The sequence below is a fragment of the Flavobacterium arsenatis genome, from assembly GCF_031456785.1.
Taxonomy (GTDB): Bacteria; Bacteroidota; Bacteroidia; order Flavobacteriales; family Flavobacteriaceae; genus Flavobacterium; species Flavobacterium arsenatis.
Map to the genome: position 1 here is coordinate 374,565 of NZ_JAVDVI010000001.1, position 12,730 is coordinate 387,294.

Consider the following 12,730-nt stretch of genomic DNA (forward strand, 5'->3'; position numbering starts at 1 on the left):
TTTATACTTTTTTGAGAACAATTTTTTCGTTTTGTTTTGCAACTAATTTCTGAAACACATCTTTCAATGCTTCATAATTTTCTGAACTAACAATTGAGGTATTCATATCCATTGAAAATATAAGTTGTATCCTATTTCCTGTTGGAACAATATTGTAGCTAAACCCAAACAACTTAGTATCTGTTTGAACATTTATAGGTTTAGGTGCCGACTCAATGGCATATCCCTCTGGCAAATCAATACTAATAACATATTTATCCTGAAATGGAAACCCGAAATCTACTGGATATTCTCTTTTCTCTTGAATAAATGGATTCTTATCTGTAGCAAAGAAAATCATTGGAGAAAAATACATTTTATCGCCAACAACATCACACAACCCTGATCCTGAAAATGAAAATGTTTCAACAACTGGGAGTTGCATTTCTTTTTCGTTATCTCTCTTGTAATCCGAAATTTCAATCTTGTTCATTTTATTCTCTAGGTTTTCCAGATAGGCATCTTCCTTCTGTCCCACAAAACGCTGCCTGAACACCTCAGCATTGTAGTCTGTATATTGCTTTCTGATTTTTCCGCTTATTTCGCCGTTAGCTTCTATTTTATAGTTCATTGTTATAGCCTCCTTCGACAACATATTAGGCATCAAGTCAATATCCACAGAACTACCATCTTCCCTGATTAGCTTTCCCATCCAATTCAAAGCTCTAAATGGAAGTATATTTGGCTGTGTGAATTTGTCTGTAGCATCTAATAAGATGATTTTGTTATCGCCTTCAACTGCTGCAATCACATAGTTATAGGCTGTTCTATTGGGGAAATATGAAATTCCGTTTGACCTTGTACTAACTAAAACAGGTCGGGCTGCCAAACCCGCATGCCTTAGCATTGCTGTTAGCATTAGGTTGATTTCTGCAGTATTTCCTGTTTTTTGCTTGTAGGCTGTTTTTACACCTTGATCACAAGAATAGCCATAGTAATCATTCCAATTCATCCTCGACTTCACAAAATTAAAAATAGCATTTATTTTATCATTCTTATTGGTCATTCCGGCTAAAACTGCATTTATATCCTCTTCGAAATAATTGGTTTTATTTAATTCTGCCCCAAAGTCTTCATTTTTATAAATCGTTTTCACAACAGATTCCCAATCCGTTGAATAATGTTTTGCAGTACCGTTTGGCATTTTTGACATTGCCAATTCATGAACAACAATAGATTTATAATTATTGATGTTATTCACATAATCTTCATCTATCATTGCTGGTAAATTTTCTTCTACATATTTAACAACATTAACGGCATAATCCACTTTTTCAGATGAAAAACTTGTTTTCACTACAAGTCCATCAGAGCGTTCCTTTGAAGTAAATGTTATTGATTTATTTTCTTTTAGTTTAGTCACTTTTGGAACTACAAATCCTTTAAAATGTGAACTGTAGGTAAAATATTCAGGTGTGCTTGTTTTGTATTCAGAATAATTTACGGGTATCCCTGCTTGAAATTCCCAGTCAGGAAATGATGTTATATATGGAGATTCAATTGTATATCTGTATTCTATTACTGTGCCTTCTTTGACATTGGGCATTGCTATTTTTTTTAATCCCCAATATTTATTGACCTGTTCGGTAAATTCACCATCGCTTTTAAGTTTAGTTTTTTCTATTTTTCCATCAACCAAATTATATGCAACCGCTTTCGAAAAAGACACTCTTTCGTTTGGAGTTGCACCAATATAGTATCTTATACTTTTATTAGCCCAATCATAGCCTTCTTTTTTATATATTTTGATTCTGGTTTCAACTTCGGTTACTACTACAAAACCACTCGATTCAGTATAATTAAAATAAGTATGCCCTTTACTATACAATACCGAGGCTACTGCCGAAGTATCTTTTGGATGCATTTTTTCTTCCAGCTCTTTTATAGAAACTTTACCAAGCTCTAACTCTTGTGCATTGCCAACAAAGGAAATCAGCATAAATACTATTCCTAAACCATTTAATTTTAGTTTCATACTTTTTATATTTTTTTATTTAAAACTATTTTTGCATTATCGTTTTTTACTATTTGTTCTCTAAAGAGTCTATATTCATCATATTCTTTACTTTCGTAAAAGCCATCCTTTATCAGCAGAAATCTTTTATAGATTAATGTGTTTTCATTTTCTTTTATAATCTGGGTCTTGTATTCCCCATATTTATTTTTTATTTCAGCATCCTGGGGAATAGCCTCAATATTATATCCTTCGGGCAAGATGATTTTCACTTCATCCGAATCATAAAAACCACGGTTTATTTGAAATGGATTTTCTCTGTTCCTGTATCTTTTGGGAGTATTTGAATTTATATTGAAAGCGTTCAGAACAAACAACATTCTGTTAGCACTTATCGAAGCATATCCAACTGCAGAAAGTTCAATATCTTCAGTAAATTGTATGTCTTTTTTATCATTCTTAAAACTCGTTTTTTGAAGTTTTAGATTATTTATATTGGAAAAGTGTTTCTTATAATGAAGGTCTGTATCTGCTTTTGATAATCTTTCGTTTGTAAAACTATAGTCGTATTGGCTTCCCTTTGAAAGCATTGACAGGCTTCCTGTTAAATCTCCAATATCTGAAATGCTGTAACTCCCTGTTGTTGTTTGACTGTTGACTCTTTCAAGGAAGGCTTTTGTCTTTACAATTTGTCCACCTTCAGGCTTAATCAATAAAACATTCCTATCATCAGTAAAAGTTCCTTGAAATCCAAATGGCTGAACTTGACTCGTGCATTCCAACCAAATCAACTCTTCCTTGTTTGGAATTGCTAAAATTACATGGTTGCCTTGAACAGATACAAAATCGTGCTGTATATCTCTTCTGCTAGGTCCCGCATTTACAATTGTATAATAAGACTGAACCCCCACTACATTCAGTAAAGCCTTTGTGTAATTCGTAAGTGCCTTGCAGTCTCCATATCCAAGCCTATCGACATCATTTGCATTCATGGGCTTGAAACCACCAATCCCTACTTGGATACTTACATACCTTGTTCGCTCCTGAACATAGTTGTAAACAATTTTAGCTATTTCTATTGGATTATTTTCCTTGCCAACGATTGCCTTTATCTTATTTTGTGTCTCAACTGATAATTGATCTGTTCCTTTCAGAATACTCTCGTAGTACCATTTACCAAATTCTTCCCAAGTTCTAGCCTGACCATCCACTCCTTCTAAATTAAATCGCTCAAGTTTCATATAAACCATTGGAACAACCTTTGAAATATCCGGACTACTCTCCTCCCCTTTCATTGCATGTATGTTATTCACGGTGTAGGTGAGCTTTCCATCACTTTCTTTTTTTTGAATAGCATACTTCTCTGAAAAGTTTGATTCTTTTTTATGAAATCCTAAATCTACGGGATAAGTTATATTAAGAATTTTATTCTGTGTACTCACATAATAATCTTCAAAAGCAAGCCATATTGGAAGAAAAGCAGTATTGGAAGTTTCAATTTCGCTTTCAAAAATCACAGTAAACGGATAATTAATTGGAGTGTAGTCAAGATAAAGCATTCTGTTGTCATTGAAAACTGAAAAACCATCTCCAACACTTCTATCTTTGAAATCTTTTTTCTTAATGGTTTTTAGCTCTTTGCCAAACGAATCCAGAATTTTTGCTTCTATTTTTTTTATTTTTCTGCTTTTGTCATAATATTCAAAAGCCACAATATCATCAACTCCATGTTCATTGAGAATGGTAACAACCTTTTTTTCTATTATCAACATACTTCTTTGCGAAACGATAGTAACATCTAAATGGCTGAGGCGAACCACAGCATTCGCATTTTCCTTCAATTCTGCCGGAATATTTGCTACAGCATAATTTGTTTCTTGAGAAAAAAAAGTAGTAGGAATTAGCACCAACAACAAAAAACAGAGGCTTCTCATAAATTTGAATTTTATCAAAAATATAAAATTTTTAGAAATAATTAACAAAATTATTCCCTGTTTTTTGAATCCATAATAATTGTCACCGGACCATCATTCAAAAGTGCAACTTTCATATCGGCACCAAACTTTCCGGTTTGGATTTTCTTTCCGAATTCAGATTGGAGTTTTGCTACAAATTTTTCATATAACGGAATGGCAATATCTGGTTTTGAAGCTTTGATATAAGAAGGACGGTTGCCTTTTTTGGTAGAAGCATGAAGCGTAAACTGGCTCACAACGATAATATCGCCTTGAACATCCTGAACCGAGAGATTCATGACATCATTTTCATCGCCAAAAATTCGCATGTTGATGATTTTCCCAACAAGCCAATTGATGTCCTCGTCTGAATCGGCATCTTCAATTCCAACCAAAACCAGAAGTCCAGTTTTTATATCGGCGGTTATTTCTCCTTCGATGGTTACGGAAGCTTGGGAAACTCTTTGGATGACGGCTTTCATTGTGATTTTAGATTATAGATTTTTAAAAGTATCTGAAAAACTGAAAACTGCTACTGAAAACTGCTAACTTTTCCTGGTTTCATCACTTGCAATACGATCATCATTATAAATATCCGTTCGATAATGTTCGTCATCGCCTTCAAGTATTTTTAGATAACTTCTGTAACGTGACCAAGCGATTTCGTCCTTTTCGAGTGCATTTTTGATGGCACAATGTGGTTCTTCCTTATGCAAACAGTTGTTGAATTTGCATTGGTCTTGGAGTTTGAAAAATTCTGGAAAATAACCACTGATTTCTGCCGGATCCATATCTACCATTCCAAAACCTTTGATTCCGGGTGTGTCAATAATTCTAGCATTAAAACTCAAATCATACATTTCTGCAAATGTCGTGGTGTGCTGTCCTTGTTTGCTTTGTTCGGAAATTTCAGTTGTTTTTAAATGCAATGTTGGTTCCATAGCATTCACCAAAGTAGATTTTCCAACACCGGAATGACCCGAAAACATACTCACTTTTCCAACCATCAGTTCCTTTAGTTTATCTACACCTTTCATTTCAGTGGATGAAACTCGCAAACATTGGTAGCCAATTTCCTGATAGACGTGTTGCATATACAGTTGCTCGTCTAAAGTGGTTTCGTCAAGCGTATCAATTTTATTGAAAACTAAAATGGCCTCGATTCCATAAGCTTCGGCTGTAACCAAAAAGCGGTCTATAAAATTAAAAGTGGTTGGAGGATTATTGACAGTTACCAACAAGAAAACCCTATCTATATTAGAAGCAATAATGTGCATCTGATGCGACAAATTCACCGATTTCCGAACGATATAATTCTTCCGTTCGTGAATTTTATGGATCGTCCCCGTTACTTTATCAGACGTTTCATCCAATTCAAAATCTACGATATCGCCAACGGCAATAGGATTGGTGCTTTTGATTCCTTTCATCCGGAATTTACCCTTGATACGGCATTCAATAAAATCCCCTTTTTCAGATTTTACGGTATACCAACTTCCTGTAGATTTATAAACGGTTCCTGTCATTCAAATTTTAGATTTTAGATTTTAGATTTTAGATTTTAGATTGCTCTAAATACTAAAAAATACAAATTGTTTAAGAGGACAAAATTACGCTATTTACTTGTGAACAGCGTAATTTTACCCTCTAAAATTAAAATTCTAAACTGAATTTGAAAAGTTTACCAAACGATTTCTGCCAAAATATCATTCTCTTTGATTTTTCCTAATTGAATTGTTTTTAAGGTTTTAGTCGTTTTCCCAGCTTTTGTAGTATAAATTTCAACCATGACTGTTGCCGGACCACTTTCTGTCAGTTCACTTTCGCCAAAATAATCGGTCTTGATTTGGTATTTTCCTTTCACAGCATTTCGAATCAGATATTGTTCAGGTCCATAACCTTCTGTAAAATCTTTCGAAAATCTCGCACCTGCTTGTGTATCACGATGTCCATAATAGCATTCTTCGTTTGTTGGTTCAATGATGTGCAAGTCTAAATCGACATCCATCAAATTCCAATTCATAATAATTCTGATGTCAACCGGCATTTTTTCAAGATATTTCTTGTCTAATTTTCCCGAATCTAACCGTTTGTTTTCAGCCATCAATCGGTTGATGTCCATCAAGATAATATCTTCTACACCTTCATATTGACCGCTCATTTCGCCATAATAATTCACTTCCAAAGCCTTAATCAATTGGTCAAAAGCTTCTTGCTTCTTCCCAGAATCTTCCAAAGCCAAAGCATAATCTCTCAAACTTTGTGGTTCGTGAGCTCTCCATTTTGCAACCTGTTTTGCCGTAAATAAAGCATCTTCAAAAGCTTTCCATTGACGTAAAGTATAAGTCAATGTTTTATAAAGCTGGTGATTTTCTAATCCCAAATCGGCAATATTACTCAATACCTGCAATGCTTTTTTTACATCGCCTTGATTGTAGAAAAAATGAGCTACATCAAAATAAAAACTCGGATTTCTTTCCTGTGATTTTCGCAATTCAAAATACAATTCATAATGCTTATCTTTTGGAGCAGAAGCCAAGGATTTCAAATACAATCTATCTGGATTCCAATATTTTTCTTGATTTTGTTTTATGATTTCATCGTAGTTTCCGTCTTTTGTTTTAAGGACAATTACACCATTTATTCCCCGATTTCCATAAATTGCAGTTGCTGAAGAATCTTTTAAAACAGTTATCGAAACAATATCGTTTTCATCAAAATCATTTATTCTTCCTTCAAAAATTTCTCCATCAACGATTATCAAGGGTTCGTTCGTTTCGGTTATGCTGGACAATCCTCGAACTGCAATTACATCATTATTGGGAGTTGATTCTACATTAATCCCAGCTACTTTTCCTTCAAGTGCTGTTGAAACATTTTCACTTTTTCTAGATATTTCTTCTGCTGAAATGGTTTGAACCGAATAGGAAATCGATTTTTGCGTTTGAGGCTCATAATCTTTCAACGACTCCCCTTCTGAACTTTCTTCAATTCGATCTTCCCTAACCTCATTATTTTTTGAAACACCATAAGCCGTAACAACAACTTCTTGTAGTTCATCAGAATTTCCATCCAATTGAACATTGACTTCATTATTTTGTCCAACATCTACCGTTTTTGACTCAAATCCTATATAGCTAAATGTAAGCCTGCTGTTTTCAGGTGCTTTAATAGAATATTTTCCATCAAAATCTGTTTCAGCCGTTTCATTGCCCGAAACCACCTGAACTCCAGGCAATGGCTCGCCATTTTCATTAACAACTCCCGAAATAAATCCTTGTTGAGTAGTTGCATTTCTTCGAGAATTTACCCCAGAAGTTGTGTTTGTTGCATTTCTTCTAGCTATTTTTTTAGGTTTTGGCTTCGGTTCAGGTTTTGGTTTTACATATCTTATATCTTTTTTCCACCACGAATTTAATTCTGCAAAATAGCTTTCCACATTTTCCCAATTGCTTTTTTGTTCTGCCAGTCGGCTTTCCTGTTCTTGCTTTTTTATTTGATCAAATTCTGCTCGTAATTCTGTCGGAGGAACAATGTCATAAGCAATATAATCTCGAATATCTTCCAAAACAATCAGCGACGTATTTTTGGTAATGATGCCATATTTCTTGCCTAAAAGTTCAATTTCTTCAGAATTTTTAGCATAATTCAAATCAAGATTGGCAATTTTTTTCTGTGCCCAAAGTTTCTCAATATTTACCTCACCTGTTTTCTGAACCGAAGCATCCAATGTGATTTTTCGTTCTAAAATTGCTCCATCATCATAACCAAACAACAGTGTGATTTCATTCTTCGGATTCAGCGAAATTCCCGAAAAAGAAAAGCTTCCCGAAACCGAAGTTCCTGCCATTGGAAACAAATCGGTCACGGTATAATTTTCTTTTATTCCTAGAAATTTCAGATTGTTATTGGTTAATTTATCCAAAGCATTTTCCAAATTCAATTGGTTCAAATTGATAAAATTTCCGCCTGTTTGCATCGAAGCAAAATTCAGAAAAGCAAAATCTGCCGAAACCGAAGACGTAATTGTGTAAACCGATTTTTTAGTTTTAGGCAAATTATTTTCACTCAAAGAGGATAATCCGTCAGAAAAAAACAAGTTCAAATCATGGTTTTCGAATTTTATTTGAGAGTATCGAGTTCCACCATCATACTTTGTATTTTGCAAAACGGCTTTTAATTCAGCCCAATTTCCGTTTGAAATCACATATTCTTTTTGCTTTTCAAAAGTGTAATTTAAAAGATATAAAGTGACTTTCGTGTTTTTTATCTTTTGAAAATAAGCATCCAATAAATTTAATTCTTTTTTCAAATCACGCGTTTTTGCACTCAAGGAATTATCCCAAATCAATCCGATGGAATTTGGCTGTTTCTTGGCTATTTTATTTCCATCGATAAAAGTATTACCATAAAAATAATGCTGATTGCCTACATTTTGCATTACCATACTTGGAACATTTTCTTGTATCGGAATCTTGAATAGCAACTGTTCTGAAGGTTGATAATTTTCCTTTTTTACCGAAGCTTGAAACGATTGGTTCCATTTTGAAAATGAAATTTCTTCTCCTGCATTTTCAGCAACAGTTGGCGAAGAAACACTTCCCAAAACCACAATATTCATCTCAAATTTATCCAATTTCTTCGGATAACGGCTCACCAGTTGATACGCCAAATTATTTTTATCAAATCCAGAAAGTTCTTCTTCATAACCAATAATCACAATACGTTCGCCATTTGGCATCAACGGATAAATTCGTGTTCTGAAATTATTTCCATCCACTTTTTCCAATAACCCTGGGTCAACTCTTCGATGTTCAATCGCCTCAAAAACCTGTTTTCCTTTATTTTTATTTACTGGAACGGCTTCACGCATTTTGCCGTTGATATCTATCGCATATCGTGAAACCGAAACGTTTTCGGGCAACGGAAAAATCAATTCGGCTTCCATTTGTCGGTTGCTTGAATTAAAAAAGTGCATTTCGGCAGTTGTGTAAGCGATGTTTCCAACGACTTTCACATTCACCAATAATTGACTCATTCTAACTTTTTCAGAACCTTCGCCTTTGACCGTAAATTCCGGACTTTGAGCAAAAATTTTTGTTCCGAAAAACAATAAAAAATAAAATAAAAATTTCAAATTCGATTGAAAACTTCTGACTTCAGATGGATGGATTCTTGATTTCATAACACGAAAATTAAGGTTGTATATTTTAATAGAGCACAAAAACTCACAAAAGGTTGGGACGACGTTTATTTTTTTCTTAAAAAAAAGCCTGCAGGTATAAAACTGCAGGCTAAACATTAGATATACAACCATTTTGAAAAATCAACCATTTATCACTTTCTCTTGATGGCTGATACTTTCCTGATGAATCGCCTTGAATAATTTCAAAACAAATTCCTCACTCAACCCTTTCTGTTCGCCTTCCAGAATCATTTTTCCTAAAATTTCATTCCAGCGTTTGTTTTGCAGGACGGCTACATTTTTTGCCTTTTTCAAAGCTCCAATCTGGTCGGCAACTTTCATTCTATTACCAAGGATTTCCAAAATCTTGCTATCTGCAATATCAATATTAGCACGAAGTTTTGCCATTTCGTTATTAAAATCATCTTCTTCAGATGTCATTTTCTTTACCTTCAAATCAGCGAAAATCCCTTTCAAAACCGTTGGTGTAACCTGTTGAGCCGAATCACTCCAAGCGTTATCTGGATCAATGTGAGTTTCAACAATCAAACCATCATAATTCAAATCCAAGGCCTGTTGCGAAACTTCCTGAATCATATCACGCTTTCCGGTAATATGCGAAGGATCACAAATCAAAGGCAAATCTGGAAAACGGCTCTGCAACTCAATCGCAATCTGCCACTCCGGAATATTTCTGTATTTGGTTTTTTCATACGTCGAAAATCCTCTGTGAATAACCCCTAATTTCTTGATTCCTGCATTATACAAACGTTCTACACCACCAATCCACAACGCCAAATCTGGATTTACAGGATTTTTCACCAACACGATTTTATCTGTATTTTCCAAGGCATCGGCAATTTCCTGAACCGCAAACGGGTTTACAGTCGTTCTAGCTCCAATCCACAACACGTCGATATCGTGCTCCAATGCCAGTTTCACATGGGTTGCATTCGCTACCTCAGTCGACATCAACAAGCCAGTCTCGGCTTTTGCTTTTTGCAACCATTTCAATCCAATGGCTCCAACACCTTCAAAACCTCCCGGACGTGTTCGCGGTTTCCAGATTCCAGCCCGGTAAATACTCACGTCCGAGTCTTTTAATTCGTGTGCAATTTTCAACACTTGTTCTTCCGTTTCTGCACTGCAAGGTCCCGCTATTACTAATGGATGCGACAATTTAAAATCATCCAGCCACGTCCTCATTGCTTTACTATTTTCCATATTCAATTTTACTATTACAAATTTATGTTATTTTCTTCAGGAGCTCTACTTCTGGCTTCCTTTATCCATGTTCCCGCCTTTCCTTCCTCTCGTCCTAAAAGACGAGATCCCTCCAGTCGGGGCTAGAATAAAAACTTTTGGCACTTTTTAATCTTTTGGTTTAACCTCTTAATGAATCCTAATTTCTTAATGGTTTATAATTTTAATACCTAACAGGTTTTGAAAACCTGTTAGGATGGATGCTCGAAACGCTCTATCGCTTCCCGAATTTTCTCCTCCTTCACACACAACGAAAACCGAATATAACCTTCGCCATTGCTTCCGAAAATAGTTCCAGGAGTAATAAAAATATGTTTCTCCAATAAAATTCCATCGATAAAATCCTCAGCAGATGTGACATTTGCAGGCAATTTCGCCCAAACAAACATTCCAACACTATTTTTATCGTATTCACATCCGAGCTTATCCGCCAATTCAAAAATCAAATTTCTTCGTCGATTGTAAATTTCATTTTGAGCGTCGAACCATTCCTTTTCCAATTTCAAGGCTTCGACAGCACCTTTCTGGATACCGTAGAACATTCCACTATCCATATTGCTTTTTACTTTTAAGATGGCATCAATAAATTCCGCTTTTCCCAAAACCATCCCAACACGCCAACCTGCCATATTAAAGGTTTTGCTCAACGAATTCAATTCCAAAGCAACTTCTTTTGCTCCATCAATTTCCAAAATCGACATCGGCTTGTCGTTCAAGACAAAACTATACGGATTGTCGTTTATCAAAAGAATCTGATGTTTTTCGGCGAAAGCCACCAATTTCTCTAGCAATTTTTTAGTACCATTCGCACCCGTTGGCATGTTTGGATAATTGACCCACATCAATTTTACTTTAGACAGATCCTGTTGTTCCAAAGCTTCAAAATCGGGTTCCCAATTATTTTCTGCTTTCAAATCATAGAAAATTGCCTTCGCCTGAACCAGATTCGTAACCGATTCATAAGTAGGATACCCTGGATTTGGAATCAACACTTCATCGTCTTCATTCAAAAATGCCATCGAAATATGCATAATTCCTTCTTTGGAACCCATCAACGGCAATATTTCCAAATTATAATCAAGCGTTACGCCAAATTGCTCCTTATAAAAGTCAGCTATTCCTTGACGTAATTCGGGCAATCCTTGATAACTCTGATATTCATGGGCTTTCTCATCGTTCATTGCATTTTGGATGGCTTCAATTACATTTTTGGCTGGAGCCAAATCCGGACTGCCAATCCCCATATTGATGATGGGTTTGCCGTCCGCCATCAATTGCCGAACCTGACGCAACTTGTGCGAGAAATAATATTCTTGAACTATATCTAATCGTCTAGCTGTAGTAATCATTTTAAATTGTTTTTTGATTATGCGTGAATTTGGTTATTCGGAGCTACACCACCAAATAACCAAATCCATAAATTATCGAATAAACTTATTCTGGTATTCGCCTAAAACCTTGAAATGCGTGGTCATCAATTGCAAAATGTTCTTCGCTTTTTCATAATGCTTGTACTTTTCAAAAACCACATCCACAAAAAAGGAATACTGAAAAGGCGTTTCAATTATAGGCATGGACTGGATTTTGGTCAGGTTCAGTTTGCAATTGTTCATCACATTCAAAACCGTGGCTAAGCTTCCGGGCGTGTCATCCAACTCAAATTTTATCGAAGCCTTGTTGATTTCTTCTTTCGGCAATTCCTTGTTTTGGGTTTTTACAATCACAAAGCGGGTCTTGTTGCTTTTTATCGTATGAATTCCCGACGCCAAGATCTCCAAACCATACATTTTTGAAGCAATCGGACTTGCAACAGCTCCAATTCCCATCAGATTATTTTCCTGAATTCTTCGAGCCGTTTCGGCCGTGTCGCCACTTTCTACCAATTTTATGTGAGGATATTTTGCAAAGAAAACCGCACATTGCAACAAAGCTATCGGATGGGAATGTACTTCCCTGATATCCTCAATCGACTGTCCGCTTAGAGCCATCAAGTTCATATGGATATCCAAATAATGTTCCCCGATGATGTGCAAATTGTTTCGATCTATCAAGGCATAATTCGGGATAATTGAACCTGCAATAGAGTTCTCCAACGCCATAATTCCTTTTTGAGCATCATTTTTCATAAGGCTCTTTACCAAAATATCAAACGACATGCATTCGTCTAATGGCATACTTTCGTTAAAATATTCCTCAGCCACCTGATGGTGAAATGATCCTTTTATTCCTTGAATTGCAATTTTTGTTTCCATATTTTTGAGCAAAAAAAAAATCCCGACTTTCATCGGGATTTAATTATATGTTTGAATTAATAATAGTTCAAATAACCATATA

The 12,730-nt window shown here is 35.3% G+C and carries 8 protein-coding genes; all 8 read right to left on the reverse strand.

Annotation, left to right across the window (positions count from 1 at the left end; genetic code table 11):
* Position 1: 1 nt before the first annotated feature.
* The 8 genes from J2X31_RS01625 to J2X31_RS01660 all read right to left on the reverse strand — a co-directional run bounded on the left by J2X31_RS01625 (position 2) and on the right by J2X31_RS01660 (position 12,648).
* Positions 2-2,014: a transglutaminase family protein gene (locus tag J2X31_RS01625; protein WP_310023866.1), complete on the reverse strand. Its 2,013-nt coding sequence runs from the start codon at positions 2,012-2,014 to the stop codon at positions 2-4.
* A 5-nt stretch (positions 2,015-2,019) separates the two neighbouring features.
* The gene (locus J2X31_RS01630) at positions 2,020-3,927 is read right to left on the reverse strand and encodes a DUF3858 domain-containing protein (RefSeq protein WP_310023868.1); all 1,908 of its coding nucleotides are present in this window, start codon (positions 3,925-3,927) and stop codon (positions 2,020-2,022) included.
* Between the two features lie 50 nt (positions 3,928-3,977).
* Positions 3,978-4,430 carry a D-aminoacyl-tRNA deacylase gene (gene dtd / locus J2X31_RS01635; protein WP_310023869.1) on the reverse strand — a complete coding sequence of 151 codons (453 nt, stop codon included), beginning with the start codon at positions 4,428-4,430 and terminating at the stop codon, positions 3,978-3,980.
* Between the two features lie 63 nt (positions 4,431-4,493).
* The gene (gene rsgA / locus J2X31_RS01640) at positions 4,494-5,474 is read right to left on the reverse strand and encodes a ribosome small subunit-dependent GTPase A (RefSeq protein WP_310023870.1); all 981 of its coding nucleotides are present in this window, start codon (positions 5,472-5,474) and stop codon (positions 4,494-4,496) included.
* Positions 5,475-5,629: 155 nt separating this feature from the next.
* Positions 5,630-9,133, reverse strand: a complete 3,504-nt coding sequence (locus tag J2X31_RS01645) for a DUF2135 domain-containing protein (protein WP_310023871.1) — start codon at positions 9,131-9,133, stop codon at positions 5,630-5,632.
* Between the two features lie 141 nt (positions 9,134-9,274).
* On the reverse strand, positions 9,275-10,357 hold the full coding sequence (locus tag J2X31_RS01650; RefSeq protein ID WP_310023872.1) for a chorismate mutase: 1,083 nt from the start codon (positions 10,355-10,357) through the stop codon (positions 9,275-9,277).
* Between the two features lie 230 nt (positions 10,358-10,587).
* Positions 10,588-11,745, reverse strand: coding sequence for a pyridoxal phosphate-dependent aminotransferase (locus tag J2X31_RS01655; RefSeq protein WP_310023873.1), 1,158 nt, complete (start codon positions 11,743-11,745; stop codon positions 10,588-10,590).
* A 72-nt stretch (positions 11,746-11,817) separates the two neighbouring features.
* Positions 11,818-12,648 carry a prephenate dehydratase gene (locus tag J2X31_RS01660; RefSeq protein ID WP_310023874.1) on the reverse strand — a complete coding sequence of 277 codons (831 nt, stop codon included), beginning with the start codon at positions 12,646-12,648 and terminating at the stop codon, positions 11,818-11,820.
* Positions 12,649-12,730 lie beyond the last annotated feature (82 nt).